Here is a 26,243-nt window from a genome sequence, read left to right as displayed (position 1 = left end):
CTGTCCGCCCGGGGGGTCGGTGCCAGGATGCCGGGCGTGCCGGACCTGTCCGACCTCGTCTCCCGTGCCCGTGAGGGCTCCCCGCGCGCCGTCGCCCAGCTCGTGTCGATGGTGGAGGACGGCGGGCCCGCCGTGCGGGAGCTCGCCGCCGAGCTCGCCCCCCACGCGGGCCACGCCCTCGTCGTCGGGCTCACCGGGTCCCCCGGGGTGGGCAAGTCGACCACGACGTCCGCGCTGGTGGGGGAGCTGCGCCGGTCCGGACGACGGGTCGGGGTGCTCGCCGTCGACCCCAGCTCCCCGTTCACCGGCGGTGCCCTGCTCGGCGACCGCGTGCGGATGGCCGAGCACGCGACCGACCCGGGCGTGTTCATCCGCTCGATGGCCACCCGCGGCCACCTCGGCGGGCTGTCGGCGGCGGCGCCGCAGGCGTTGCGGGTGCTCGACGCGGCCGGATGTGACGTGGTGCTGGTCGAGACCGTGGGGGTCGGTCAGTCCGAGGTGGAGGTGGTCGCGCTGGCCGACACCACCGTCGTGCTGCTGGCGCCGGGGATGGGCGACGGCATCCAGGCGACGAAGGCCGGGATCCTCGAGATCGCCGACGTGTTCGGGGTCAACAAGGCCGACCGCGAGGGCGCCGAGGCCACCGTCCGGGAGATCGAGAACGCCATGGCGATGGGCCGGCGGGGGACCGGCCCGCAGTGGCGGGCCCCCGTCGTGCGGACCGTGGCCTCGGCCGGGCGCGGGATCGACGAGCTGCTGGCCGCGATCGACGCCCACCGGGCGTGGATGGACGCCCACGGCCGGGGCGACGAGGGCCGACGGCGGCGGGCGCGGGCGGAGATCGAGGCGATCGCGCTGGCCGACCTGCGGGCACAGCTGCGGGCCGTCTCCGGGTCGGCGGCGCTGGACACGCTCGCGGGGGAGGTGGCGACCGGCGGGCTCGACCCGTTCGTCGCGGCCGACCGGCTGCGTTCGGCGGCCGAGGTTGACGGGGGGTGAGTGTACGGTCCGCCCCGCCGGAGACGGAGCGGAGCGGGAGCTCGACCCCGGTCGGGCGAGAGGGGGTGGCCGTGCTGTGTTGGTGGGCGGTCACGGTGCTGGCCCTGCTGCAGGGGGCGGACTACGCGGGGCGGTGGCGACGGCACCGCCGGAGGTGCCGGGGCGCGCACCGCGGTCGGCGCGGGACGATGCGCGAGTGGCCCGGCGGGCGGCCGGAGCCGTGACGGCGGAGCTCAGCGGATGCCGACGACGGGCAGGGCGTCGGCGAGCCAGGGGACGACGATGGTGATCGTGGGGACGACGACGAGCGCCACGGCCGCGAGGTAGGTCCCGACGGCGAGTGCGCGTCCGCCGCGGACGTGGGAGCGGATGCGTTCGAGGCGCTCCACCACGTCGGTGCCGTAGCCCGCCCGTCCGGTGGAGGCGAACGCGTCGAGCGCGCCCGCCATCGCGGCGTCGCCGTGCCGGCGCCGGCCCGCGTCGTCGGCGAGCATCTCGAGCAGCAGGGCCACCGTGTCGCGGGCCTCGCGGCTGCGCACGATCACGGGGAAGGCCTTGTGCAGCGCGGTGAAGCCCTCCCGCACGAGATCGTGGCGGGCGTCGAGGTGGGCCTGTTCGTGGGCGATCACGGCGCGGAGCTCGTTCGGGCAGAGCGTGTCGAGGGCCGCGCCGGTCAGCACCACCCGGCCCTCCCGGCCGACCCGCCCGGGCACGCAGTAGGCGAACGGCACGGCGCCGTCGAGCACCCGCACGGTGCCGGCCCGCAGCGCGCCGACGGCGTCACCCCGGTCGGCGCGCGCGAGCAGGTCCACCATGTCGCGGTGGCGCGCCCGGCGGACCCGGGTGCGCACGGCGAGCAGGACCAGCACCACCACGAGGCGCACCACGATGAGGCCGGCGAGCACCGCCGCCGCCCCCACCGCGACCGCGAGGGCCACCCCGGTGCGCTCCTCCGGGTGGAGGAACACGCGCAGCAGGGCCTCCGGCGCGGCGAGGGCGCTCCCGACGGCGGCCAGCACCGCCGCGACGGCCACCGACTGCCAGAGCACGATCGCCGCGCGGGGCACGGACCGGGTCCAGCGGGCCCGGGCCAGCAGGGCGGGCACGGGCCCGGCGAGGACGAGGGCGATCCCCGTCAGCCACACCGACGCCATGGGACGTCAGTGTGGCGCGTGGGTGGCGGTTCTCACGACTCGGGTGATCAGCCGGCCGGGCGCGGCGTGCCGCTCGGCGGCGTGTCGAGCGCGCGGCGCAACGCCTCGGCCTCCTCGGGGCCGACCCGGTCGACGAAGGCGACGAGCGCGGCCGTGCGGTCCTCCCCGACGTCCCCGAGCGCGTCGAGCATCAGCTCCGCGGCCATCTGCTCGCGGCTCGACGCGGCCGCGTAGCGATAGGCCTTGCCGTCCCGTTCCTGCCTGACCAGCCCTTTCTTGGCCAGCCGGCCCAGGACGGTCATCACGGTGGTGTAGGCGAGCTCCCGCTCCAGTCGATCGTGCACGTCGCGGACCGTGAGCGGCTCCTCGGCCGACCACAGCTGCGCCATGACCGCGCGTTCGAGCTCTCCGAGGGCCACGCGAAGGAGTGTACCCAGCGACACGATGTATCAACGACACCTGTCGTACTACCGTCGGTCGTAGGTACTACGAAGCGTCGTAGTCGACAGGAGGTCGGGTCGTGACCGCACTGGAGCTCTCACGCCTGCAGTTCGCCGTCGTCACCGTCTACCACTACCTGTTCGTCCCGCTGTCGATCTCGCTCTCGGCGTTGACGGCGGGCCTGCAGACGATGTGGTGGCGCACCAGGGACGAGCGGTACTCGCGGGCCACCATGTTGGCCGGGAAGCTGCTGATGGCGACCTTCGCCGTCGGGGTGGTGACCGGCCTCGTCCAGGAGTTCCAGTTCGGACTCTCGTGGTCGGCGTTCGCGCAGTACTACGGCGACGTCTTCGGCCCCACGCTCGCGATCGAGGGCATGCTCGCGTTCTTCCTCGAGGCCACGTTCCTGGGCCTGTGGTGGTTCGGCCGCGACCGGCTCCGCCCCGGGCTGCACCTCGCGACGATCTGGGTGGTCGCCGTCGGCACCCTCATCTCGGCGTACGTGATCCTCGCGGCCAACGCGTTCATGCAGCACCCGGTCGGCGCGACGATCGACCCGGCGACCGGGCGCGCCGTGCTCGGCAGCTTCACCGCGCTGCTGACCAACCCCGTCGTCGTCGCCTCCTTCCCGCACACCATCGCGGGGGCCTTCATGGCGGGCGGCGCACTGCTGATGGCGATCGGTCTGTGGCGGCGCCGGGACGACGCCGCGCAGGGCCCGACCTGGCGGCTCCTCGCCCGGGTCGGCGCCTGGACCACCCTGGTCGGCGGCGCCGCGGTCAGCCTCACCGGCGACCTGCTGGGCAAGGTGATGACCGAGGTGCAGCCGATGAAGATGGCCGCCGCGGAGGCGCTCTACGAGACCACCTCGCACGCCCCGTTCAGCCTGTTCGCCTTCCAGCTCCCCGGCTGGCAGGAGCCGTGGTCGCTCGACGTCCCCTGGCTGCTGAGCTTCCTCGCCACCGGCGACCCGACCGCCACCGTGCGGGGCATCGACGACCTGCAGCGGCAGTACGAGCTGCAGTTCGGCCCCGGGGACTACACCCCCTGGATCCCGGTCGCCTACTGGACGTTCCGGCTGATGATCGGGCTCGGGATGGTCGCCGCCGCGGTGGCCGCCTACGTCCTCTGGCGCACCCGCCGCGGCCGCGAGTTCACGCCCGCGTGGTTCGCCGACCGCTGGCTGCTGCGCTTCCTGTGGACCCTGCCCGTCCTGCCCACCGCCGCCGCGACCTTCGGCTGGCTGTTCACCGAGACCGCCCGCCAGCCCTGGCTCGTGTTCGGCCTCTTCCAGACCCGTGACGGCGTCTCACCCACCCTCACCCCCGTCGAGCTGGTGGCCTCGCTCGCCGGGTTCGCCCTGGTCTACGGCGTCCTCGCGGTCGTCTGGGTCCGCCTCGTGCTGCACGTCTCGCGGCTGGAGCCCGCGCCGCTGCACCCGTCGTCGGGACCGCAGGAGAAGCCCGAGCCCGTGCTGGAGATGAGCTACTGATGGAGATCCTCTGGTTCGCCCTCGCGGTCCTGTGCTGGGTGCTGTTCTTCGCGCTCGAGGGCTTCGACTTCGGGGTCGGGATGCTCGCCCCGGCCCTCGGGCGGGACGACCACGAGCGCGGTGCGGCGATCCGCACCGTCGGCCCGGTGTGGGACGGCAACGAGGTCTGGCTGGTCGCCGCGATCGGCGTCACCTTCGCGGCCTTCCCCGACTGGTACGCCGCGCTCCTCTCCGGGCTCTACCTGCCGATGGTGCTGGTGCTGCTGGCCCTCGCCGCCCGCGGCGTCGCGATCGAGTTCCGCGGCAAGGTCGACACCCCGGTCTGGCGGCGGCGCTGCGAGGTCGCGCTCGCGGTCTCCTCCTTCCTGACGGCGGGTCTGTTCGGCGCGGTCGTCGCCGTCGCGATGACGGGGCTCGCGCTCGACCCGACCGGCGCCGTCGTCGGGACCGGTCTCGAGCGGTCGCTGGCGCCGTTGGTCTCGGGACCGGCGCTCGCGGGTGCGGTGCTCGGCGTCCTCGCCGCGCTGGTGCAGGGCGCGACGTTCCTGGGCCTGCGCACCACCGGGCCGGTCCGGGTACGGGCGCGGCGGGTGGCGGTCGGGTCGGCGGTGGCGGCCGGCGTGGTCGCCGCCGGCGTCGCGGTGGTCGTGGGCGGCCTGGCGGCCCTGTTCGCCGGGGTCGTCGCGCTGCTCGCCCTGGCCGCGGCCGTCGCCGCCGCGTGGCGGTACGAGGGCACCGCGTTCGCCGCGGCGACGCTCGGCGTGGTCGGCGCCGTGGTGGCGGCCTTCACCGCGCACGTGCCGGTCGTGCTGCCCTCCACGCTCGACCCGGCGTCGTCGTTGACGATCTCCGGGGCGGCCGCCTCGCCGTACGCGCTGACGGTGATCACGGTCGGCGCGGTGCTGATCCTGCCCGGGGTGATCGCGTACCAGGCGTTCTCGTACTGGGTGTTCCGGCGGCGGGTGGCCAGTGAGCGGGTGACGGCGTGAGCGGGCCGGTCGACCCCCGGCTGCTGCGCCTGGCGCGGCCGGCGCTGCCCGGGGTGGCGGCGCAGGTGGTGCTGGGCGTGGCCGGTGCGGTGGCGGACGCGGTCGCGCTGGTCGCGGCCGGGCTGCTCGTCGCGTCGTTGGTCGGTGGGGGGCGCCCGACCACCGAGATCGCGTGGCTGGTCGGGGCGGTGCTGGTGCGGGCGCTGGTGGCGGCGGTGTCGCCGTGGGTGGCCGCCGGGACCGCGACGCGGGTGGTGGAACCGCAGCGCGAGCGGCTCCTCGACGCCCGCGACGTCGACGCCGAGCGGGGCGACCCGGGCGCGACCCGTCGTCGGGAACTCGCCGCCGGGGGCGTCGACGACCTGCGCGCCTGGTTCACCTCCTACCTCCCGGCGCTCGTGCTGGCGGCGGTGCTGCCGCCGCTGGTGCTCGTCGGGCTGTTCCTCGCGGACCGGACCTCGGCGGTGATCGTGCTGGTCACGCTGCCGTTGCTGCCGGTGTTCGCGGCGTTGATCGGCTGGGTCACCGAGAAGCGTGCGGCCGCGCAGTGGGCCGCCGGGGAGCGGCTGTCGGGGCACGTGCTCGACGTCGTCACCGGGCTCGCGACCCTGCGCCTGTTCGGGCGCGCCCGCCGTCAGGTCGACGAGGTGGCGCGGACCGGGGAGGCGCATCGGCGTGCGACCGCGTCCGTGCTGCGGGTCGCGTTCCTGTCGACGACGGCGCTGGACCTCGTGGCGACGGTGTCGGTCGGGCTGGTCGCGGTGTCGGCCGGGCTGCGCGTGGTGGACGGTTCGCTCGGTCTGGCGCCCGCGCTCGTCGCGATCCTGCTGGCGCCCGAGGCGTACCGGCCGATCCGGGAGGTCGGGTCACGGTTCCACGACGCGCAGGTGCCCTCCGGGCTCGTGAGTGCCGCCCGTGGTCCGGGCGATCGGCCGGGCGCAGCGGGCGTCCGCGCCTCCGCCGTCCGCGTCCGCTACCCGCAGCGGCGGGCGGACGCGTTGGTGTTGGACTCGCTCGAGGTGGCGCCCGGGGAGGTCGTGGCGCTGGCCGGCGAGTCGGGCGCCGGGAAGACGACGCTGCTCCGCGTGCTGGCGGGCGCGATCCGGGCGGACGAGGGCACCGTGGCGGTCGGCGGACCGGTGCAGTACCTGCCGCAGCGCCCGACGCTCCCGCACGCGCGGACGGTCGGCGAGGCCCTGGGGTCGTCTGACCGGTCCGTGCTGGACGCCCTGGACCTGCCGTTCGACGTCGACGCGTCGCTGGCCGAGGAGGGCGGCTCGGTGTCGGCCGGCCAGCGGGAGCGGCTCGCGCTCGCCCGGGTGCTCGTGGCGCTCGAGGCCGACCCACGCCAGACGGTGCTGCTCGACGAGCCGACCGCCCATCTCGACGCCGCCACCGAGGCCCGGGTGCTCGACCTGCTGCGGGCGGCCGCCGCCCGGGGCGCGGCGGTGCTGCTGGTCGCGCACCGGCCGGCTGCCCTCGCTGCGGCCGACCGGGTCGTGACGCTGGCGCGTCCCAGCGGTCCCCCCGTCCCGCGTGAGGGGAACCCTGGTGCCACAAGAGCGCTCGAGGGTTCCCCTCACGCTTCGGGGGCGGGTTCTCGCCGCGGGTTCCGGACGGCGGGTGGGGTCGCGCTGGGCGCCGGGTCCGTGCTCGCCGGGCTGGTCCTGACGGCGGCGTCGACGTGGTTGATCGTGCGGGCCGACGCGCGACCGCCGGTGCTGACGCTGTCGATCGCGGTGGTGATCGTGCGCGGGACGGCCGTCCTGCGCCCGCTGCTGCGCTACCTGGAGCGGCTCGTGACCCACGACGACGCCCTCGCCCGCGTCGCCGGGTGGCGCCGGGCCCTCGTCGCGGTGCTCGTCGACCGGGTGCCGGGCGCGGTCGCCGGCCGACGGGGTGACCTGCTGGCCCGGGCGGTCGACGACGTCGACGTCCGGCTCGACGGTCTCGTGCGCGGACGGCAGCCGGTGCTGGTCGCCGCGCTGGTGCTCCCGGTCGTGCTGCTCGTCGCCTGGCTCGCGGTGCCCGCGACCCTGCCCGCTCTCGTGGTGGGCCTCGGCGTCGCGGGCGTGGCGGTGCCCCTGCTGGCGGCCGGCCTGGCGCGCCGCGACGGTCCGGTGCTCGACCGGGCCGGGGACCGCCTCCGGGCCGCCGTCGTCGAGACCCTCGCCGCCCGGGAGGAACTGGTCGTGCGCGACCGCGACGACGTGCTCGCCGTCCCACGGGCCCGCGCGGCCGACCTGGACCGGGCCCGGCGTCGGGCCGCGGTGCACGAGGGCCTGCTCGACGGGGTCGCCCACCTGGCGCTCGGCGTCACGACGGTCGGCGCCGCCCTCGCCGCGGTGTCGCTCGAGGCGTCGCCGGAGCTGGTCGGGATCGTCGTCCTGCTGCCGACCGCCCTCGCCGGCACCGTGCTCGCCCTGCCCGGGGCCGCCCGGGCCCTGGTGCGGGGACGTCAGGCCCGCGCCCGGACCGAGGTGCTCGCGTCCGTGCCGCCGCCCGCGGCGGACCCGGCTGATGACAGCTGTGTGCCACCGCTGACGTCGGACGTCAGCAGGTCGCCACGCTCGGTCGAGCGCCTCGGCGTCCCGGATGTCAGCCGTGTGCCACCGCTGACGTCGGAGGTCAGCAGGTCGCCACGGTCGACCGGTGACGACGGTCGGGGTGACGACGGCCGGGGCGTCGGTGGCCGATCTGTGGCACTGGATGCGTCGGAGGAGCCATCGACGCAGGGCCACGCGACGCCCGCGGCGGTCACCGTGCACGGCCTCACCGCGGGGTGGGGTGCCCGGCAGGCGCTGCGGGACGTCGACCTCGACCTGCCGCCCGGCGCGCGGGTCGGCGTGACGGGGGTGTCGGGCTCGGGGAAGTCGACGCTGGCGGCGGTGCTGCTGAAGTTCCTCGACCCGGCGTCGGGACGTGTGACGATCGACGGGGTCGACGTCCGCGACCTGCCGGGCGACGAGGTGCGACGGCGGATCGGGCTGCTCGGCGACCACGACCACGTCTTCACCACCTCCGTGCGCCGGAACCTGCTGCTCGCCGCCCCGGACGCCGACGACGAGCGCCTCCACGCCGCGCTGCGCCGGGTGCACCTCGACGGGTGGGTCGCGACGCTCGGCGACGGGCTGGACACCGTCATCGGCCCCGGGAGCATCTCGGGCGGGGAGCGGCGTCGGCTCGCGGCGGCCCGGCTCGTGCTGGCGGGGCCGGGCGTGTGGCTCCTCGACGAGCCGACCGAGGGGCTCGACGTCGCGACGGCGCAGGCGCTGATGGCGGACCTGCTCGCCGGGGACCACACCGTCCTGCTGCTCACCCACCGACCGGAGGGCCTGGACCGGATGGACACGGTGCTGGAGCTCGTCGACGGGGAGCTCCGGAGCGGGGCGCTCGTCGCGAGCTGACCCGACCCGGCGTCGGGAAGGGAAGAGGGAGGATCAGCCGAAGTCGCCGGCGGCGTGCCGGACCCGGGCGAGCAGCCCGAAGAGGGTCCGGGCCTCGTCGGCGCCGAGCCCGACCAGGCCGAAGTCCACGGCGTTCACGGCCGCCGTCGCCTCCTCGCAGCGCGCCCGGCCGGCGTCGGTGATCTCGACGAGGGTGGTGCGCTTGTCGGTCGGGTGCGGCGTGCGCCGGACCAGCGCGGCGCCCTCGAGGCGGTCGACGATGTTGGTGATCGACGTGGGGTGCAGCTGCAGCCGCTGACCCATGAGGCTCATCGGCAGGGCGCCGTGCCGGGAGAAGGTCAGGAGCACGAGCGCCTCGTAGCGGGCGAACGTCAGCTCGTGCGGGCGCAGCGCGGCGTCGACGGCCTGCTGCAGGATCTGCTGGACCCGGAAGACGCTGGTGGTGGCGGCCATCGTGGTGGCGTCGCCGATCTTGCTCGCCCAGATGTCGGCGGCCCGCTCGATGGGGTCGAACGGCAACGGGTCGGACGCGGGCATCGGCGGGAATCTAGCAGGACAATGGTCGGATGATCGTCGCCTTCAGTGTCGCCCCCAGTGGCGGGGAGTCCGATTCGGTGAGCGAGGCCGTGGCCGCCGCCGTGCGCGTGGTCCGCGAGTCCGGGCTGCCGCACGAGACCTCGTCGATGTTCACCTCGCTCGAGGGGGAGTGGGACGAGGTGATGGACGTGGTGAAGCGGGCGACCGAGGCCGCGGGCCGCTACGGCAGCCGCGTGTCGCTCGTGCTGAAGGCCGACATCCGGCCGGGCTGGACCGGTCAGATGGACGCGAAGGTGGCACGGGTCGAGGAGCGTCTGTCGAGCTGGCAGGATTGACGCGTGGCACGCCCCGATCCCCGTCAGGCCGCGCAGGCGGCAGCCCTGTCCTCGGCCATGGCCGGGGCCGTCGACCTGTCCGGGCTGAAGGCCCGCGCGGAGCAGCGCTCCACGCAGCAGGCCCGGCCCGCGACCCCCACCCCGCCGCCGGACCCGGGACAGGCCCCGGCTCCCGCCGCCGGCTCCTTCGTCGTCGACGTCACCGAGGACACCTTCCAGGACGAGGTGCTCGAGCGGTCGATGACGGTCCCCGTCGTCGTGGACCTCTGGGCCGAGTGGTGCCAGCCCTGCAAGCAGCTCTCGCCGACGCTGGAGAAGCTCGCCGCCGAGGGCAACGGGTCCTGGATCCTCGCCAAGGTCGACGTCGACGCGAACCCGCGCATCGCCCAGATGTTCCAGGTGCAGTCGATCCCGACGGTCCACGTCGTCGTCGCGCAGCAGCCCGTCACGTCGTTCTCCGGTGTGCAGCCCGAGGAGCAGCTGCGCGGCTGGATCGCGCAGATCCTCGACGCGCTGCGCGACCGGATGCCCGGCATCGCGGAGGCCGAGGCCCGCGGCCCGGCGACGGGGGCGGCCGAGCCGGAGCCCGAGCCGGAGGACCCGCGGTTCGTCGCCGCCGAGGACGCCCTCGAGCGCGGTGACTACGACGCCGCGGTCGCCGCCTACGAGCAGATCCTCGCCGTCGAGCCCGCCAACGCCGAGGCCCAGGCCGCGCTCGCCCAGGTGCGGTTCATGGCCCGCGCGGAGTCGGCCGACCCGTCCGCGATCGCCGCGGCCGACGCCAGCCCCGACGACGTCGCCGCGCAGAAGGCGGCCGCCGACGCCGAACTCGCCGGCGGGCAGGTCGAGGCCGCGTTCGACCGTCTCGTGAAGACCGTGCAGCGCACCGCCGCCGAGGACCGCGACGCGGCCCGCGAGCACCTGGTGTCGCTCTTCGAGCTCTTCGCCCCGGACGACCCGCGGGTCACCACGGCCCGCCGCGCCCTCGCCCGCGCGCTCTACTAGCGCTCCTCCCTCTCCCGACGACGGGTCTCCACGGCGATCGCGGTCAGCGCCACCAGCACCGCGACCGCCGGGAGGAGCCCGGCGAAGCGGCCCGTCGTCAGGGTGAGGGCGGCGCCGACGGCGGCCCCGCCGGCGAACGACAGCACGATCCCGGCGAGCACGCCGAACCGTCGGCGGGCGCCGGACACGCGGTCGGCCCACCAGTTCGCGAACTCGGCGACGAGGCTGCGCAGGTTCCCGGTGGTGACGGTCGCGTTGTAGGGGACGTCGCCCACCTTCTTGAACGTCGAGACCTGCAGGGCGGCGACGAACGCGACCGCGACGGTGACCACCGTGTTCGGCAGGGCGATCAGGGCGACGAGCGCCAGGACCAGCGCCTCGGTCCCGAGGACCACCCGTGCCGGCCGCCGCAGGGTGCGGCGCGCCCACGGGCGGGCCAGCGACTCCGCCACACCGAGCCCCACCAGGAACGACAGCAGCGGGGGCACGTGGCGCAGCGCCTCGGCGAACTCGCCGCGGATCAGCCCGATCGCCAGCAGCACCACGTTGCCGGTCTGCGCGTTCGCGAACACCCCGCCGTACCCGACGTAGGTGTAGGCGTCGAGGTAGCCACCGACGGCGCTGAGCAGGAGCCCGACCCCGATCGCCTCGGGGTGGTGCCGGATCGTGGCCATCGGCCGGTCAGCGTAGGGCGAGGCAGCGGTCCGCGCCGCCGTCGACCCCCTGCCGGAAGTCGGCGATCCGCGCGTACGCCGTGGTGTCGGCGACCGTCCCGTCGGTGGCGGTCGCGGCGTCGTCACTGCGACGCAGGAGGTTGACGGCCTCGTCGAGGTCGCCGGGGGAGAGGCTGAAGTCCGAGCCCGGGGCGCCGACGTCGGCGGTGTAGGCCCCGGCCAGGCAGAGCGCCGTGCGGCCTGCGGCGGGACCCGTCGTCGGGCGGCCGGTGGCGGCCAGCGCGGCGAGCGCGTAGCGGGAGGCGAGCAGGGTGCCGCTGGCGTAGTCGCCGAGCCCGTCGTGGATCCCGTCCAGCGCCTCGTCGGCCTGGACCACGCCGCCGTCGCACAGCCCGACCGCGCCCTGCCCGCAGGCGTCCTGCCCCTGGCGGATCGTGGGCGCCGTCCACTGCCCGCCCTTGGCCTTCACCAGCGCGCCGAAGAACCGGTCGAGGTCGGTGCCCATGGCGCGCAGCAGGTCGGGCAGCGGCAGGTTCCCCCCGCTCTGCGCGTCGGACAGGGACGCGAACGCCTGCTGGGTGAACGAGCGGTTGGTCAGCGTCATCTGCGCGCAGGAGCCGGCGCCGTCGGCGTAGCCGTCCTGGAAGGAGGACACGCGGTCGAACGCGTTGCCGTGCGCCCGGTCGTCGCGGGCGTCGGTGCCCACCGGGTCGCGGAAGGTGATCAGCGCGCTCATCGCGGCGTCGATCCCGGCGTCGCCGGTACGCAGGTCGGAGGTGTCGCCGTCGTGCACCGCGCGCAGGAACGAGCCGGCGTAGCAGTCCGCCTGGCCCTCGGACAGGATCGTCGGGGCCCCGGAGCCGAGGCTCGCGCTGGTGGCGACGGTGTCCTCCAGGCGCTGCTGGACGGCGTGCCCGAACTCGTGGGCGAGGACGACGACGACCGCCGAGTCCCCGAACTCCTCGCGCAGCACGGGGATCAGGGCCGCGCGGTCGTAGGCGATGACGTCGGCCCGCGGGCAGTAGAAGGCGTTGCCCTCGACCTCGTCGGTGGACTCCGTGCAGGGCGGGGGCGGCCCGGGCCGCGACGAGTCGACCGAGAAGTAGCCCTTCGGCGGCTCGAAGCGCTGCCCGTCCGCGACGCGCGGGAACTGCTCGCCCCACCAGCCCTCGAGGTCGCGCAGGACGGCGGCGGCGAGCCGGTCGTCGTCCGACCCGTCGTTGTCGCGGACGAACTGCGGGTCGAGGCCGGCGCTGACCTGCGGGCCGGCGAACGCCCGCCCGTCGACCGCCGAGGCGCACCCCGCCGTGAGCAGGACGGCGAGCACCGCCACCACCGCGAGCACGACCCGGATCCGCACCTGATCAGTGTGCGGGAGCCGGGTCGGCCGTGGGGGCGGAATGGGGCGATTCGACGATGCCGCCTTTCCTGCCGCTGGTCTGCAAGCAATCAGGAGGAGCACGCCGAGAGGGCATTGCTGGCACCGGGAGGTGCTCAGGCGCCGTCGTGGACCAGCCAGAGCATCCCGGAGGCCGGCAGCGTCATCTCCGCCGACGCCGGGCGCCCGTGCTGCGGTACGGACGCCGCGAACACCGACCCGAAGTTGCCGGCCCCGTCGCCCCCGTAGACGTCGGCGTCGGTGTTGACCACCTCGCGCCAGCGGCCGGCCTTCGGCATCCCGACGCGGTAGCGGTCGTGCACGAGCCCGGCGAAGTTCGCCACGCACACCACGTCCGGGCCGCCGGTCGGGTCGTGGCGCACGAACGAGAAGACGTTGCCGGCCGCGTCGTTCGCGTCGATCCAGGAGAAGCCCGCCGGGTCGGTGTCGCCCGCGTACAGCGCCGGGTGGGCCCGGTAGGCCGCGTTGAGGTCGGTGACGAGGCGGGCGATCCCGGCGTGCAGCGGGTCGTCGAACAGCTCCCAGTCCAGCGAGCGCTCCTCGGACCACTCCCGGACCTGCCCGAACTCCTGCCCCATGAACAGCAGCTGCTTGCCCGGGTGGGCCCACATGTAGGCCAGCAGCGCGCGCAGCCCGGCGGCCTTGCCGTGGTCACCGCGACCCATGTCGGGCATGCGGGTCCACAGCGAGCCCTTGCCGTGCACCACCTCGTCGTGGCTGAAGGGCAGCACGTAGTTCTCCGACCAGGCGTAGGTCAGCGAGAACGTCATCTGGTTGTGGTGGTAGCCGCGGTGCACCGGGTCACGCATGACGTAGTCGAGCGTGTCGTGCATCCAACCCATGTTCCACTTCATGCCGAACCCGAGGCCGCCGAGGTGGGTGGGGCGGGTGACGCCGGGCCAGGCGGTGGACTCCTCGGCGATCGTCACGACGCCGGGGTGGTGCTTGTAGACGGTGGCGTTGAACTCCTGGAGGAACGACACCGCCTCGAGGTTCTCGCGGCCGCCGTACTTGTTGGGCGTCCACTCCGAGCGCGAGTAGTCCAGGTAGAGCATCGAGGCGACCGCGTCCACGCGCAGGCCGTCGACGTGGAACTCCTCGAGCCAGTACAGCGCGTTCGCGACGAGGAAGTTGCGGACCTGGGAGCGCCCGAAGTCGAACACGAGCGTGCCCCAGTCGAGCTGCTCGCCGCGGCGCGGGTCGCCGTGCTCGTAGCAGGGCGTCCCGTCGAAGTGGGCGAGCGCCCACTCGTCGCGCGGGAAGTGCGCGGGCACCCAGTCGACGATCACGCCGATGCCGGCGCGGTGCATCGTGTCGACGAAGGTGCGGAAGTCGTCGGGGGTGCCGAAGCGGCTCGAGGGCGCGTAGTAGGACGAGACCTGGTAGCCCCACGACCCGCCGAACGGGTGCTCGGCCACCGGCAGCAGCTCGACGTGGGTGAACCCGCGCTCGGTGAGGTAGTCGACGAGCTCGTCGGCCAGCTCGGCGTAGGTCAGGCCCTGCCGCCACGACCCGGCGTGGAGCTCGTAGACGCTCATCGGCTCGGCGTGGGCCTTGGATTCCCGACGACGGGTCATCCAGGCCTCGTCGGCCCAGGTGTGGGTCGAGGCGGTGACCACCGACGCGGGGGTCGGCGGCAGGTCCGCGGCGAACGCCATCGGGTCGGCCTTGTCGAGCCACACACCGGCGGGGGTGAGGATGCGGAAGCCGTAGCGGGTGCCGAGCCCGACGCCGGGCAGGAAGAGCTCCCACACCCCGGATCCGAGGGCCCGCATCGGGGTGGCGACGCCGTCCCAGCTGCCGTGCTCGGGGTCCCAGTCACCGACGACCCGCACCCCGCGGGCGTTGGGGGCCCACACGGTGAACGACGTGCCCTCGACCGGGCCCGACGGGGTCGGCCAGCGGCGGAAGTGCGCCCCGAGGGCCTCCCAGAGCCGCTCGTGGCGACCCTCGCCGATGAGGTGCAGGTCGACCGGGCCGAGGACGGGGGAGAAGCGGTACGGGTCCTCGACGATGCGCTCGTGGCCCTCGCCGTGGGTGTCGCCGCCGGACTCGTCGGTGGTGCGGATCGCGAGCCGGTAGTGGGGCAGCGGCCCTGGCACCGGGCCGGCGAAGAGCCCGGAGGTGTCGACGGGGCTCAGCGGGTAGCGGCCCGCCGTCGGGCCCTGCTCGACCACGACGTCGACCTCGTCGGCGCCGGGGGCCAGGGTGCGGACCACGACGGTGCCGGGGTTCGCCGGACGGCGGTGCGGCCCGAGCACGCTGTGCGGGTCGCGGTGCGAGCCCTCGACGAGCAGGTGCACGTCCAGTTCTCCGGGCGTGACGGGCAGCGGGCCGGACGTCGGCGTGGGGCGGGTCATCGGTGGTGCGCACTCCGGGATCGGGATCGGGTCCGGTTCTCCTACCCGCGGTGGGCGCGGGCTCAACCCGCGACCACCGTGAGGGGAGGATCCGGGCGTTCTAGTGGTCCGGGGCCCCTCGCGCGGGGTCGGGGTCGCCCACGAGCCGGGCCATCGACCGCAGCGGGATGGTCAGCCAGTTCGGCCGGTTGCGGGTCTCGTACAGGACCTCGTACACGGCCTTGTCGAGCTCGTAGGCGCGCAGCACGGCGAGGTGCTCACGCGGGTCGGCGCCGGCGATCTCGGCGTAGCCGTCGCAGAACGCCGAGCGGTTGCGATCGGCCCACTCCTGGGCGCGCCGCTGCAGGTAGGCCGGGGCCTCGGCACCGGTCTCCCACTCGGCGAGCTGGTGGAAGGCCGCGTAGTCGAACGAGCGCAGCATCGCCGCCACGTCGCGCAGCGGGGAGTCCGGGCGGACCCGGTCGTCCAGCGGACGCGACGGCTCGCCCTCGAAGTCGATCGCGAGCCAGCCGCGCGGGGTGCGCAGCGTCTGGCCGAGGTGCAGGTCGCCGTGCACGCGCTGCACGACCAGACCCCCGTCGTCGGCCGCGCGGACGCCCTCCAGCACGCGCGCGATGTCGTCGCGCCGGGCGGCCACGGCCTCGACGGCGCCGGCCGCGGCGTCCAGGCGCTCGAGCATCCAGTCGGCGACCGCGGACACGCCGTCGGCACCGAGCCGCTCGCTGCCCAGGGCCCGCGCCAGCTCGCGGTGCACCATCCCGATGGTCTTCCCGAGCCGGTGCGCCTCGCCCGCGAAGTCGCCGCCGACCTCGTCGGGGCGCAGATCCCCCTCGGCGAGCAGGTCCCGCACGCTCGTCAGGGCCATCGACCAGCCGTCGGCGGAGTTCGCGGCGTAGACCTGGAGCATCGCGACGGTCATCGGCACCGGGGCGCCCCCGTCGTCGGGAACGATCTCGCCCTCGATCGCGCCCAGCAGCGGCGCGACCTCGCCGGAGTTCTCGCGGCGCAGCGCCCGGTGCAGCTCGAGGTCGGGGTTGAGACCCGGCGTCGCGCGTCGGAAGAGCTTCATGATCGCGCGCTCGCCGTAGATCACCGACGAGTTGGACTGCTCACCGAGCAGCGGGCGTCCGGGCCCCACGATGGGCGCCTCGGTGCCGGGCTCGGGCACGAAGCGCAGCGACCCGACCGCGGTGTCGGAGACGATCATCGAGAGCAGCAGCCGGCTGATCTCGCCGTCGGCGAGGCCGTCGTAGACCACGCGGTCGCCCACGCGGCCGATCACCGCGTGCTCGAGGTCGCCGGACACGTCGGGACGCGAGCCCAGCAGCAGCTGGAACCGGTCCTCCGGTCCGTCGGTGAACGACACCGCGATCACGGCGTGCGCGACGGCGGGGACGGCGTCCGCGGGGGTGACCTCCTGGTGGCCGACGAGGCGCACCTCGGCGACGGTCCGGTCCTTCGCGGCGAACCAGCGCTGGCCGGGCAGCCAGTCGGTGAGGGCGGGGAGCAGGGCGTCGAGGGTCGGTGCGCTCATCACCGCTCCTGCGCGGGCTGGATCGAGAACCAGTAGAAGCCGTGCCCTGGCAGCGTGAGCAGGTAGGGCAGCTCACCGATCGCTGGGAAGGGGACGCCTCCGGTCAACTCGGTGAGCGTCCAGTCCTTCCAGGCGATCAAATCGAGCTCCACGGGTTGCGGGAATCGGGACATGTTGTTGACGCACAGCACGACGTCGCGGTGGCCGTCCTTGTCGACGCTCTGACGGACGTAGCTCAGCACCGAGGAGTTGGAGCCCCCGAGCTCGTGGAAGTCGCCGAGTCCGAACGCCGTGTGCTGGCGGCGGATCTCGATCATCCTCCGGTTCCAGTGCAGCAGGCTGGCGCTGGAGTTCGACTGCGCCTCCACGTTCACGGCCTGGTAGCCGTACACCGGGTCCATCACGATCGGCAGGTTGAGCCGGCCCGGGTCGCACGCGGAGAACCCGGCGTTGCGGTCCGGCGTCCACTGCATCGGACTGCGGACCCCGTCGCGGTCGCCCAGCCAGATGTTGTCGCCCATGCCGATCTCGTCCCCGTAGTAGATGACGGGGCTACCCGGCAGGGAGAGCAGCAACGCGGTGAACAGCTCGAGCTGGTTGCGGTCGTTGTCGAGCAGCGGGGCCAGCCGGCGGCGGATGCCGATGTTGGCCTTCATCCGCGGGTCCTTGGCGTACTCCGCGTACATGTAGTCGCGCTCGTCGTCGGTGACCATCTCGAGGGTCAGCTCGTCGTGGTTGCGCAGGAAGATGCCCCACTGCGCGCTCTCGGGGATCTCCGGGGTCTGCGCCAGGATCTCCGAGATCGGGAACCGGGACTCGCGCCGGACGGCCATGAAGATGCGCGGCATGAGCGGGAAGTGGAACGCCATGTGGCACTCGTCCCCGCCGGCCTCGGGGTCGCCGTAGTACTCCACGACGTCGGCGGGCCACTGGTTGGCCTCGGCGAGCAGGATGCGGCCCGGGTACTCGTCGTCGATGACCTTCCGGCAGCGCTTGAGGAACTGGTGGGTCTCCGGGAGGTTCTCGCCGTTGGTGCCCTCGCGCTCGAAGAGGTAGGGCACGGCGTCGAGGCGGAACCCGTCGATCCCGAGGTCCAGCCAGAAGCGCAGCGCGTCGATCATCGCCTCGCACACGGCCGGGTTGTCGAAGTTCAGGTCCGGCTGGTGGGAGAAGAACCGGTGCCAGTAGAACTGCCCGCGGACCGAGTCGTAGGTCCAGTTCGAGGACTCGGTGTCGACGAAGATGATGCGGGCGTCGGCGTACTCGGACCCGTCGTCGGACCAGACGTAGAAGTCGCCGAACGGGCCCTCGGGGTCGCGACGCGACTCCTGGAACCACACGTGCTGGTCGGAGGTGTGGTTCATGACGAGGTCGGTGATCACGCGGATGCCGCGGGCGTGCGCCTGGTCGACGAACTCGACGAAGTCCTCGACGGTGCCGAACTCCGGCAGCACCTTGCGGTAGTCGCGGATGTCGTACCCGCCGTCGCGCAGCGGGGAGTCGTAGAACGGCGGCAGCCACAGGCAGTCGACGCCGAGCCACGCGAGGTAGTCCAGCCGGTCGGTCAGCCCGCGCAGGTCGCCGAAGCCGTCGCGGTTCGAGTCGGAGAACGCCCGGACCAGGACCTCGTAGAAGACGGCCCGCTTGTACCAGTCGTCCTCGACCGGGAGCTGGCGCGCGCGGCGGAAGTCCTCGGCGTTCGGTTCGACGACCTCGTGTCCCGGTTCGGCGACATGGGTGCTGGTGGGCGCGCTCGGAGTCCCCTCGTTCATCGCGCGCCACGGTAGTGGTCGGACCCGCCCCCGCGCCGCACCGGAGGGCGTTCGTCGTGTCCTTCGACTCAGCGCTCGCGCTCGGGGTCGGCCGGGGCGCCCTCGATGACGATCGGGGCGCCCGGTCCCGCGTTCGGGCGGGTGGGGGGCACCGAACCGCCGATCACGACGACGGAGGGGGTCATCCGGGCGCTCCCGGCCCGGACGGCGCGGTCGGCCGCCCGGCGGGCGAGGGCGCGGCGCACCGGCGGCACGAGCAGCACCAGGGCCGCGACGGTGGACAGGATGCCGGGCACCACGAGGAGCACCCCCGCGAGCGCGACGTACATGCCGTCGGCGACCTGCGCCTCGGCCGGGCGCCGGTTCTGCACGGCCCGGCCGAGCTCGGTGATCGAGCGCCGCCCCTCGTGCCTGAGGGCCCAGGCGCCGACCACGGCGGAGAGGAGCAGCAGGCCCAGCAGGCCGAGGAACCCGACGGCCTGGCCCACCAGGACCAGGACCCAGATCTCCACGGCGACGTAGGCCAGGAACGCGAGCAGGAGTGGCACGGCAACCTCCGGGGTCTTGTCACCTCCTCCAACGCGCGGGGTGTCCGGAAAGTGCCCGGACCCGGCGTCGGGAAGGCCCGGGAAACGGACGAACGGCACTCCCCACGGGCGCGGGAGTGCCGTTCGAGTGCTGCTGAGGGCTACCGCTTCTGCACCGAGACCACGTGCGCGACGTCGCGCCACGGCTCGAGGCGGACGAAGTTCGCCTGGCCCCAGTCGAAGACCTGCCCGCTGACCTCGTCGTACGCCCCGAAGCGGGCGAACGGGTCGAGGCCCAGCGCCGCCATGTCGAGGTGCAGCGTGCCCTCCTCGGCGCCGAACGGGTTGAGGTTGACGACGCCGATCACGGTGTCGCCGGTGACCGGGTCGGTCTTGGACCAGGCCAGCAGCGCCTCGTTGTCGGTGTCGTGGAAGCGCAGGGTCCGCAGCTGGCGCACCGCCGGGTGGGCACGGCGGATCTCGTTGAGCCGCGTGATCCACGGCTGCAGGCTGCGGCCCTCCGCGAGCGCACGGTCGAAGTCCCGGGGCCGGAGCTGGTACTTCTCCGAGTCCAGGTACTCCTCGCTGCCGGCCTTGACCGGCTGCCACTCGAACAGCTCGAAGCCCGCGTAGACGCCCCAGCTCGGCGCCAGCATCGCGGCCAGCGTGGCCCGGATCGCGAACATGCCGGGCCCGCCGGTCTGCAGCGACTCGTGGAGGATGTCCGGGGTGTTGACGAAGCAGTTCGGGCGGGCCTCGTCGATGCGGTCGCGGTGCATCTCGAAGAACTCGCGCAGCTCGTCGCGGCCGGTCCGCCACGTGAAGTACGTGTAGGACTGGCTGAACCCGGCCTTCGCGAGCCCGAAGAGTCGCGCGGGGCGGGTGAACGCCTCGGCGAGGAACACCACGCCCGGGTCGACCTCGTGCACCTTGGCGATCAGCCAGGACCAGAAGTCGGCCGGCTTGGTGTGCGGGTTGTCCACGCGGAACACGCGCACGCCGTGCGAGAGCCAGTACAGGACGACCCGCAGCGACTCGGCGTAGATGCCGGCCGGGTCGGTGTCGAAGTTGACGGGGTAGATGTCCTGGTACTTCTTCGGCGGGTTCTCGGCGTAGGCGATGGTCCCGTCGGGGCGCACCGTGAACCACTCCGGGTGGGTCGCCGCCCAGGGGTGGTCGGGCGCGCACTGCAGCGCGAAGTCGAGGGCGACCTCGAGGCCGAGCTCGTGGGCACGGGCGACGAACGCGTCGAAGTCGTCGATCGTGCCGAGCTGCGGGTGCACCGCGTCGTGCCCGCCCTCGACCGAGCCGATCGCCCACGGGGACCCGACGTCGTCCGGGCCCGGGGTCAGCGTGTTGTTCGGGCCCTTGCGGTTCACGTGGCCGATCGGGTGGATCGGCGGCAGGTAGACGACGTCGAAGCCCATGGCGGCGGCCCGTTCCAGCTCGCGCTGCGCCGTGCGGAACGTGCCGTGCACCGGCCTGCCGTCCGCGTCCCACCCGCCGGTCGAGCGCGGGAAGAACTCGTACCAGGCGCCGTCGAGGGCCCGGGGGCGCTCGACGAGCACGTGGTGGTCGGCGCCGCGCGTGATGAGCTCGCGTACCGGACGCTCGGTCATCGTGTGCTGCACCGGCTCGGACAGCGCCTTCGCCAGCCGCTCGACGAGCGGGCGCTCGACGTCGCGGAGGGACGCGGCGGCCTCGCGCAGCTGGGTGGCGAACGTGAACGACGGCGGCATCTCCAGCGGCGTGGTCGCCTCGGTGGCGGGCTGGTGGGCGACCTCGTCGGCCGTGCTGCGGTCCTCGATCTGCGCGGCACCGCGCTCCAGGATCCGGGCGCCGTTCTCCAGGTCGTTCGCGAGCTCGCCCGGCCCCTGACCGGCCGCGACCTTCACCTCGACCGCGTGCCGCCAGGTGGCCCACGGGTCGCTCCAGGCGTCGACCCGGAAGCGCCACAGGCCCTCGGCGTCGGCCACGAGGCTCGCGGCGGCCCGGTCGGTGTCCTTGCCCGTGCTGACCATGCGGGCGGTGCGCTCGTGCCCGACGACGGGCGCGGTCGCGACCGCCTCCGCGTCGGCGTGGTCCACGTCGGCGCAGCGCTGCCAGACCAGGGTGGCGGCGATGGCGTCGTGCCCCTCGCGCCAGACCGACGCGCTGACGGGCACGACCTCCCCGACGACGGCCTTCGACGGGAACCGCCCGCCCGACACCTCGGGGGTGACCTCGTCGATCCCCAGCCGGCCCTGCGCGAGGCGGGCCCGCTCGGCGGCGAGGTCGGTGGTCCCGGTGGTGCGGGTGGGGGCCGGCGCGGGGTCGGGGTCCGTCTGCGCGAGCGCGGCGGCGACCGTGCCGGCCGGGGCGATCGCGGGGGCCGGCGCGTCGGTCTCGGCGGCGGTCGGCGAGGCGACCTCGGGCTCCTCGGCGGCGGGCGTGTCCTCGTCGGAGGTGGTCCCGACGGCAGGGGTGGTGCCGTCGGTGTCCGCGAGGTCCACCTCAGGCAGGTCCGCAGCGGCCGGAGCCTGCGTGGTGTGTCCCTCGGCGTCGGGGCTGCCGGCGCCGGACTTCGCGAGGTTCACGTCGGGCAGGTCCGCAGCGGCCGGGGCCTGCGTGGCGTGACCCTCGGCGGCGGGCTCGCCGGGCGTCGTGCTCCCGGACTTCGCGAGGTTCACCTCAGGCAGGTCCGCAGCGGCCGGAGCCTGCGTGGCGTGACCCTCGGGCTCGGCGGGGGTCCACTCGGCGTCGGTGATCCGGTCCTCGCCCCGGCCGGCGGCGGCTGCGGTCGCGGCACCGGCGGTCACGGCGGCACCGGCCGCGACGGCGCCCAGGGCCGGCCCCGAGCCGGGCTCGTCGAGCGGCTCGTCCCCGGGACCGCGGCGCTGCAGGTCGAGGTCGTCGGCGGCCGGGGTGGAAGCCGGCGGCGTGGCAGCGGGCGGGGTGGCGGCCGGCGGCGTGGAGGCGGCCGGGGTGGCGGCGACCGGGGTGGAGGCGGGCGGCGTGGGGGACGCCGGAGTGGGGGCGAGCGGCGAGGACCCGACCGGCGCGTCGGCGCGGGCGTGGCGCCCCGGCGTCGCGGAGGAGCCGTCGGCGGCGCGTTCGGGGATGCGTTCGGTCGCGCGCTCGGCCGGGAACAGCCGGGCGGGCGGGGTCGCGGCGGTGGGCGCGGACGCACCGTGCTCGGTGGTCGGCCGATCGGCGGACGACGAACTCATGTCGGTCGCCCTACCCGAACCGGCCGGATCCGAAGCGTTGTCCGCGACCGGACGCGCCGTCGTGGCGGTGGGCGCCTCGGTGGACACGTCGGCCGGTGCATCGGCCGCCTGCGGCACCACGGGCCGGCGCCACGGCGGCACGACGGCCCGGAAGCCGCCGGTGTTCGTGGAGCGGGACCAGGCGGGTGCGGCCGGGGGACCGGACGGCGCGGGCCGACCCATCGGCGCGGGGCGCGAGCGGTCGACGGGGGGCAGCGGCGCCGACGGCACGGTCGGGCCGTTCGAGATCGAGGGCCCGGCGGGCGCGCGGTCCGACGCGGGGCGCGCGTGGCCCGGCAGCGGGATCGGGCCCGACGGCAGGCCCGGGTTCACGGGGGCGTCCGGCGGCGGGGGCGGGCCGAGCTCGACGTCGCCCGACGACCCCCAGGGACGTCGGGTGGGCGACGGCCGGTCGCGCGGGTCGTAGCGCGGCGGGAGGTCCTCGGCAGCGGCCGCACCGTCGGAGCCCCAGTGACCCGGCCCGTCGTCGGGACGAGGTCCATCGGCGGGCTCCGGGCCGACGGCCGGGAAGCTCCCGGTGTCGGTGCGCCGCCCGGTGACGATCGCCTTGAAACGACCGCTCCACGGCTCACTGCGCCGCGGCGGCGCCTGGTCCTCACCCGACGCGTTCTCCGGCCCGTCGAGCAGGTCGAACCCGCCCGTGCCGCCCTCGTCGTTCTCACCCTCGGACCGTCGTCCGGACGGCCACCATCTCCCCAGCACGCTCACGCCACGCAGCGTAGCCAGCGAATCGATCCAGCCGCGACGGGCGATGACGGCGCGTCGGAAGGGTTTGCCTAGGCTTCGACCCCGTGAAGGCACTGCGTCGTTTCTCCGTCCGCGCCCAGCTCCCGGCCGCGCTCGCGCCGCTGCAGGACCTCGCGACCAACCTGCGCTGGACCTGGCACGGTCCGACGCAGGACCTGTTCGCCGCGGTCGACGAGACCGCGTGGCGCCGCGGCGGGGGTGACCCGGTCCGTCTCCTCGGCGAGGTCAGCCCCTCGCGGCTCGCCGCGCTCGCCGAGGACGACGCGTTCGTCGCCCGCGTGCGCGAGGTGTCCGACGACCTGCGCGCGTACCTGACCGAGCCGCGCTGGTACCAGGGTCGACAGGATCTCCCGGCGGGGATCGGCTACTTCTCGATGGAGTTCGGCGTCTCCGAGGTGCTGCCCAACTACTCGGGTGGCCTCGGCATCCTCGCGGGCGACCACCTCAAGGCGGCCTCCGACCTCGGCGTGCCGCTGATCGCGGTGGGCCTGCTCTACCGCTCGGGTTACTTCCGGCAGTCGCTCTCGCTCGACGGCTGGCAGCAGGAGCAGTACCCGGCGCTCGACCCGCAGGGCCTGCCGCTGCACCTGCTCGCCGGAGCGGACGGGGCACCGCTGCTGGTGCACATCGCGATGCCGGAGGGCCGCGTGCTCCGCGCCCGCATCTGGGTCGCCTCCGTCGGCCGCGTGCCGCTGCTGCTGCTCGACGCCGACATCGAGGACAACGACGCCGACCTCCGCCAGATCACCGACCGGCTCTACGGCGGCGACGCCGAGCACCGCATCCGCCAGGAGATCCTCGTCGGGGTCGGCGGGGTGCGGGCCGTGCGCGCGTACTGCGGTGCCACCGGCCACCCGGCCCCGGAGGTGTTCCACACCAACGAGGGCCACGCGGGCTTCCTCGGCCTCGAGCGCATGCGGGAACTGGTCACGACGGCGGGTCTGGACATCGACCAGGCCCTCGCCGCGGTCCGGGCGGGGACCGTCTTCACCACGCACACCCCCGTGCCCGCCGGCATCGACCGGTTCCCGATCGGCCTGATGGAGCACTACTTCTCCGGCGACCTGCTGCCGGGGATCGGCGTCGACCGGGTGCTCGCGCTGGGCCGCGAGTCCGACTCCGACATGTTCAACATGGCGCACATGGGCCTGCGTCTGGCCCAGCGCTCGAACGGCGTCTCGCAGCTGCACGGCGAGGTCTCGCGCGGGATGTTCTCGTCGCTGTGGGGCGGGTTCGACGCTCCCGAGGTGCCGATCGGCTCGGTGACCAACGGCGTGCACGGCCCCACCTGGACCGCCCGCGAGATGGTCGGCCTCACGGCGGGTGCGGCGGCGGCCGGGGCCGGCCCGGAGCTGTTCGGCGTGACGGACTCGCTGCTCTGGGAGGTCCGCGGCCAGCTGCGGGCCCGCCTGGTCCACGAGGTCCGCCGTCGGGTGAAGGCCTCGTGGCTCGACCGCGGCGCCTCCGAGCCGGAGCTGGGCTGGACCGAGCGGATCTTCGACCCGAACGTCCTCACCATCGGCTTCGCCCGCCGGGTGCCGACCTACAAGCGGCTCACCCTCATGCTGCGCGACCCGGAGCGGCTCAAGGCGATGCTGCTCGACCCGGAGCGCCCGGTGCAGCTGGTCATCGCCGGCAAGTCGCACCCCGCCGACGACTCCGGCAAGCGGCTCATCCAGGAGATGGTCCGGTTCGCCGACGACCCGGCCGTCCGCCACCGCATCGTGTTCCTCCCGGACTACGACATGTCGATGGCCCGCTACCTCTACTGGGGCTGCGACGTCTGGCTGAACAACCCGCTGCGCCCGCTCGAGGCGTGCGGTACCTCCGGGATGAAGTCGGCCCTCAACGGCGGGCTCAACCTGTCCGTGCGCGACGGCTGGTGGGACGAGCTCTACGACGGCCGCAACGGCTGGTCGATCCCCACCGCCGACGGCGTCGACGACCCCGACCGCCGCGACGACATCGAGGCCGCCGCCCTCTACGACCTCATGTCCACCCAGGTCGCGCCGCTGTTCTACGACCGCGGCGCCGACGGCGTGCCCGACCGCTGGACCGCGCTCGTGCGCCACACGCTCGCCACGCTGTCGCCGAAGGTCCAGGCCACGCGGATGGTCACCGACTACGTCACCGACTGGTACGCGCCGGCCGCGCGCGCCGCCCGCCGGGTCAACGCCGGGGGCTACGCGGGCGCCAAGGAGCTCGCCGACTTCCGGGCCCGCCTCGACGCCGCCTGGCCGTCGGTGCGCGTCGCCGAGGTCGACGCCTCCGGTGCCGCCGACACCCCGGTCCTCGGCGCGCCGATGACCGTGCGCGCCTCGGTCGACCTGGGCGGGCTGTCCACCTCGGACGTGCTCGTGCAGGCCGTCGTCGGGCGCGCCGACGACTCCGACGAGCTGTCGGCCTCCGTGGTCGAGCCGATGGTGTCGGTGGGCTCGCACGGCGACGTCGAGACCTACGAGGCCACCGTCGCCCTCCCGCACGCGGGCGTTCTGGGCTACACCGTCCGCGTCCTCCCGGCCAACGAACTGCTCGCCTCGCCGGTGGAGCTGGGCAAGGTCGTCCTCCCGGCCTAGTCCCGTTCCCGACGACGGGTCCGGGTCGCCCCGGGCCCGTCGCGCCGGATGACTGCCGGGACTTGTGTGGCACGCGGGTGACCCAGGTGCACTCCGTGCCACACAAGTCAGCACCGGGCTCGGTCGGCGAGTGCATCGCGGACCGTGACGACGAACGCGTCGGGGCGTTCCTTCAACTCGTGCCAGTTCGTCCGGATGACGATCCAACCCGCGAGCACAAGCGCGTTCTGCCGCCGGGTGTCGTGGAGGAATGCGCGCAGGCCCCGGTGGTACGCCCAGCCGTCGATCTCCACGAGCACCCGCTGCCCCAGGAACGCCAGGTCCAGGACGGCGGGGCCGTGGCGCGGCAACATCACGCGGTGGTCGGCCTCCCATCCCGTGATTCCCGCCTCCCGCAGGACCCGGTGTGCCATCCGTTCGGCCTCGGACCGGGCACCACCGGCGGCCAGGGCCAGGAGCGACGCGCCGACGACGGCACCGTGACGTCCTCGACTGCTCTCATGGCACTCCAGGAGCGCATCGAGGGCGACCAGCCCCTTCTGCAGAACCCGGTCCATGAACTTGGCGCCCGCGAGCAGTCCGAGGGCGGCGACCGCGGCCAGGACGGTGACCGCCTTCTTCGTGACCAGGAGTCCGTCGACGGAGATCCGATCGGACGGTGACAGGTCCCGTCGGATCACGCTGACGCCCGGACGACGCCGTGGCTGACTGCGCTTCGGGACGGCGACCTCGACGTCTGCCGGCGCGATGTCCGTCATCTGCCACCAGTACGCGGCGGACCGGCCGACGAGGGTCGCGTCGGCGCCGACCGACAGCATGGCGACGCGTATGCGGGACCTCGGCGTGTTCGGGTGGTCGGTCGTCCGGAGCACCCCGTGTGCCGGCCGCTCCCACTCGCCGCGGCGGATCTTCCCGGCGATGGCCACCTTCGAGTAGCCGGCATCCTTCGCCTGCCGCACGGTGGCCACGCCGTCCTGATCCTGCATCTGGCGGCGCAGTCGAGCTGCACCCATCTGTCCGTTCCCC

19 protein-coding genes are annotated in these 26,243 nt (G+C 74.4%); 8 read left to right on the top strand and 11 right to left on the bottom strand.

The features are described 5' to 3' along the window. The first annotated feature begins 27 nt into the window (after nt 1-27). Together meaB and BJ983_RS30200 are read left to right on the top strand one after the other, a co-directional pair. A complete protein-coding gene (gene meaB, locus BJ983_RS14255) occupies nt 28-999 on the top strand; it encodes a methylmalonyl Co-A mutase-associated GTPase MeaB (protein WP_179794377.1) in 972 nt (323 codons plus the stop codon). Between the two features lie 65 nt (nt 1,000-1,064). Further along, nucleotides 1,065-1,223 carry a hypothetical protein gene (locus BJ983_RS30200; RefSeq protein WP_218890279.1) on the top strand — a complete coding sequence of 53 codons (159 nt, stop codon included), beginning with the start codon at nt 1,065-1,067 and terminating at the stop codon, nt 1,221-1,223. 9 nt (nt 1,224-1,232) lie between these two features. Here the strand turns inward: BJ983_RS30200 and BJ983_RS14250 are convergent, their stop codons facing one another. Beyond that, the gene (locus tag BJ983_RS14250) at nt 1,233-2,153 is read right to left on the bottom strand and encodes a M56 family metallopeptidase (protein WP_179794376.1); all 921 of its coding nucleotides are present in this window, start codon (nt 2,151-2,153) and stop codon (nt 1,233-1,235) included. Nucleotides 2,154-2,200: 47 nt separating this feature from the next. Next, nucleotides 2,201-2,572, bottom strand: a complete 372-nt coding sequence (locus BJ983_RS14245; RefSeq protein ID WP_179794375.1) for a BlaI/MecI/CopY family transcriptional regulator — start codon at nt 2,570-2,572, stop codon at nt 2,201-2,203. Nucleotides 2,573-2,673: 101 nt separating this feature from the next. Here BJ983_RS14245 and BJ983_RS14240 point away from each other — a divergent pair, with 101 nt between their 5' ends. The 3 genes from BJ983_RS14240 to BJ983_RS14230 are packed head-to-tail and all read left to right on the top strand — an operon-like array spanning nt 2,674 to nt 8,482. Further along, complete coding sequence (locus tag BJ983_RS14240; RefSeq protein WP_179794374.1) at nt 2,674-4,086, top strand: cytochrome ubiquinol oxidase subunit I; 1,413 nt, start codon at nt 2,674-2,676, stop codon at nt 4,084-4,086. Beyond that, entirely contained in the window at nt 4,086-5,075 is a 990-nt protein-coding gene (cydB, locus tag BJ983_RS14235; RefSeq protein ID WP_179794373.1) for a cytochrome d ubiquinol oxidase subunit II, read from the top strand. The genes BJ983_RS14240 and cydB overlap by 1 nt, the downstream gene beginning before the upstream one ends. Continuing rightward, the gene (locus tag BJ983_RS14230) at nt 5,072-8,482 is read left to right on the top strand and encodes an ATP-binding cassette domain-containing protein (RefSeq protein ID WP_218890278.1); all 3,411 of its coding nucleotides are present in this window, start codon (nt 5,072-5,074) and stop codon (nt 8,480-8,482) included. The genes cydB and BJ983_RS14230 overlap by 4 nt, the downstream gene beginning before the upstream one ends. A 33-nt stretch (nt 8,483-8,515) precedes the next feature. On the opposite strand, the gene BJ983_RS14225 is transcribed toward BJ983_RS14230, so the two are convergent. Further along, nucleotides 8,516-9,019 carry a MarR family winged helix-turn-helix transcriptional regulator gene (locus tag BJ983_RS14225; protein ID WP_179794372.1) on the bottom strand — a complete coding sequence of 168 codons (504 nt, stop codon included), beginning with the start codon at nt 9,017-9,019 and terminating at the stop codon, nt 8,516-8,518. A 29-nt stretch (nt 9,020-9,048) separates the two neighbouring features. On the opposite strand from BJ983_RS14225, the gene BJ983_RS14220 reads away from it, so the two are divergent. Then, complete coding sequence (locus BJ983_RS14220) at nt 9,049-9,354, top strand: MTH1187 family thiamine-binding protein (RefSeq protein ID WP_179794371.1); 306 nt, start codon at nt 9,049-9,051, stop codon at nt 9,352-9,354. 57 nt (nt 9,355-9,411) lie between these two features. Continuing rightward, a complete protein-coding gene (locus BJ983_RS14215; RefSeq protein WP_179797826.1) occupies nt 9,412-10,359 on the top strand; it encodes a tetratricopeptide repeat protein in 948 nt (315 codons plus the stop codon). Here the strand turns inward: BJ983_RS14215 and BJ983_RS14210 are convergent. The 7 genes from BJ983_RS14210 to BJ983_RS14180 all read right to left on the bottom strand — a co-directional run bounded on the left by BJ983_RS14210 (nt 10,356) and on the right by BJ983_RS14180 (nt 20,862). Further along, nucleotides 10,356-11,033 (bottom strand): YoaK family protein, encoded by a 678-nt coding sequence (locus tag BJ983_RS14210; protein WP_179794370.1) that lies wholly within the window; start codon nt 11,031-11,033, stop codon nt 10,356-10,358. The two genes, BJ983_RS14215 and BJ983_RS14210, sit on opposite strands and share 4 nt — an antisense overlap. 7 nt (nt 11,034-11,040) lie before the next feature. Further along, nucleotides 11,041-12,393 carry a neutral zinc metallopeptidase gene (locus BJ983_RS14205; RefSeq protein WP_179794369.1) on the bottom strand — a complete coding sequence of 451 codons (1,353 nt, stop codon included), beginning with the start codon at nt 12,391-12,393 and terminating at the stop codon, nt 11,041-11,043. 134 nt (nt 12,394-12,527) lie between these two features. After that, a complete protein-coding gene (gene glgB / locus BJ983_RS14200; RefSeq protein WP_179794368.1) occupies nt 12,528-14,792 on the bottom strand; it encodes a 1,4-alpha-glucan branching protein GlgB in 2,265 nt (754 codons plus the stop codon). Between the two features lie 100 nt (nt 14,793-14,892). Beyond that, nucleotides 14,893-16,326: a maltokinase N-terminal cap-like domain-containing protein gene (locus BJ983_RS14195; protein WP_179794367.1), complete on the bottom strand. Its 1,434-nt coding sequence runs from the start codon at nt 16,324-16,326 to the stop codon at nt 14,893-14,895. Further along, nucleotides 16,326-18,098 (bottom strand): maltose alpha-D-glucosyltransferase, encoded by a 1,773-nt coding sequence (gene treS, locus BJ983_RS14190; protein WP_179794366.1) that lies wholly within the window; start codon nt 18,096-18,098, stop codon nt 16,326-16,328. The genes BJ983_RS14195 and treS overlap by 1 nt, the downstream gene beginning before the upstream one ends. Nucleotides 18,099-18,166: 68 nt before the next feature. Then, nucleotides 18,167-18,646 (bottom strand): FxsA family protein, encoded by a 480-nt coding sequence (locus tag BJ983_RS14185; protein ID WP_179794365.1) that lies wholly within the window; start codon nt 18,644-18,646, stop codon nt 18,167-18,169. Between the two features lie 140 nt (nt 18,647-18,786). Continuing rightward, nucleotides 18,787-20,862, bottom strand: a complete 2,076-nt coding sequence (locus BJ983_RS14180; RefSeq protein WP_218891144.1) for an alpha-1,4-glucan--maltose-1-phosphate maltosyltransferase — start codon at nt 20,860-20,862, stop codon at nt 18,787-18,789. Nucleotides 20,863-22,685: 1,823 nt separating this feature from the next. On the opposite strand from BJ983_RS14180, the gene glgP reads away from it, so the two are divergent. Then, nucleotides 22,686-25,217, top strand: a complete 2,532-nt coding sequence (gene glgP / locus BJ983_RS14175; RefSeq protein WP_179794364.1) for an alpha-glucan family phosphorylase — start codon at nt 22,686-22,688, stop codon at nt 25,215-25,217. Nucleotides 25,218-25,324: 107 nt separating this feature from the next. Here the strand turns inward: glgP and BJ983_RS14170 are convergent, their stop codons facing one another. Next, nucleotides 25,325-26,230, bottom strand: a complete 906-nt coding sequence (locus BJ983_RS14170) for a DUF559 domain-containing protein (RefSeq protein ID WP_246325591.1) — start codon at nt 26,228-26,230, stop codon at nt 25,325-25,327. Nucleotides 26,231-26,243: the final 13 nt, after the last annotated feature.

The sequence above is a fragment of the Actinomycetospora corticicola genome, assembly GCF_013409505.1.
Lineage (GTDB): Bacteria > Actinomycetota > Actinomycetes > Mycobacteriales > Pseudonocardiaceae > Actinomycetospora > Actinomycetospora corticicola.
Note: the sequence above shows the minus strand (reverse complement) of the source record. Positions and strands in the feature narration are given on the sequence as shown.

What these genes read in the sequence shown, in the direction of transcription:
- meaB (WP_179794377.1), top strand. Translation starts at nt 28, where the DNA reads ATGCCGGGCGTGCCGGACCTGTCCGACCTCGTCTCCCGTGCCCGTGAG.
- BJ983_RS14250 (WP_179794376.1), bottom strand. Translation starts at nt 2,153, where the DNA reads ATGGCGTCGGTGTGGCTGACGGGGATCGCCCTCGTCCTCGCCGGGCCC.
- cydB (WP_179794373.1), top strand. Translation starts at nt 4,086, where the DNA reads ATGGAGATCCTCTGGTTCGCCCTCGCGGTCCTGTGCTGGGTGCTGTTC.
- BJ983_RS14225 (WP_179794372.1), bottom strand. Translation starts at nt 9,019, where the DNA reads ATGCCCGCGTCCGACCCGTTGCCGTTCGACCCCATCGAGCGGGCCGCC.
- BJ983_RS14220 (WP_179794371.1), top strand. Translation starts at nt 9,049, where the DNA reads ATGATCGTCGCCTTCAGTGTCGCCCCCAGTGGCGGGGAGTCCGATTCG.
- BJ983_RS14215 (WP_179797826.1), top strand. Translation starts at nt 9,412, where the DNA reads ATGGCCGGGGCCGTCGACCTGTCCGGGCTGAAGGCCCGCGCGGAGCAG.
- BJ983_RS14210 (WP_179794370.1), bottom strand. Translation starts at nt 11,033, where the DNA reads ATGGCCACGATCCGGCACCACCCCGAGGCGATCGGGGTCGGGCTCCTG.
- glgB (WP_179794368.1), bottom strand. Translation starts at nt 14,792, where the DNA reads ATGACCCGCCCCACGCCGACGTCCGGCCCGCTGCCCGTCACGCCCGGA.
- BJ983_RS14195 (WP_179794367.1), bottom strand. Translation starts at nt 16,326, where the DNA reads ATGAGCGCACCGACCCTCGACGCCCTGCTCCCCGCCCTCACCGACTGG.
- treS (WP_179794366.1), bottom strand. Translation starts at nt 18,098, where the DNA reads ATGAACGAGGGGACTCCGAGCGCGCCCACCAGCACCCATGTCGCCGAA.
- BJ983_RS14170 (WP_246325591.1), bottom strand. Translation starts at nt 26,230, where the DNA reads ATGGGTGCAGCTCGACTGCGCCGCCAGATGCAGGATCAGGACGGCGTG.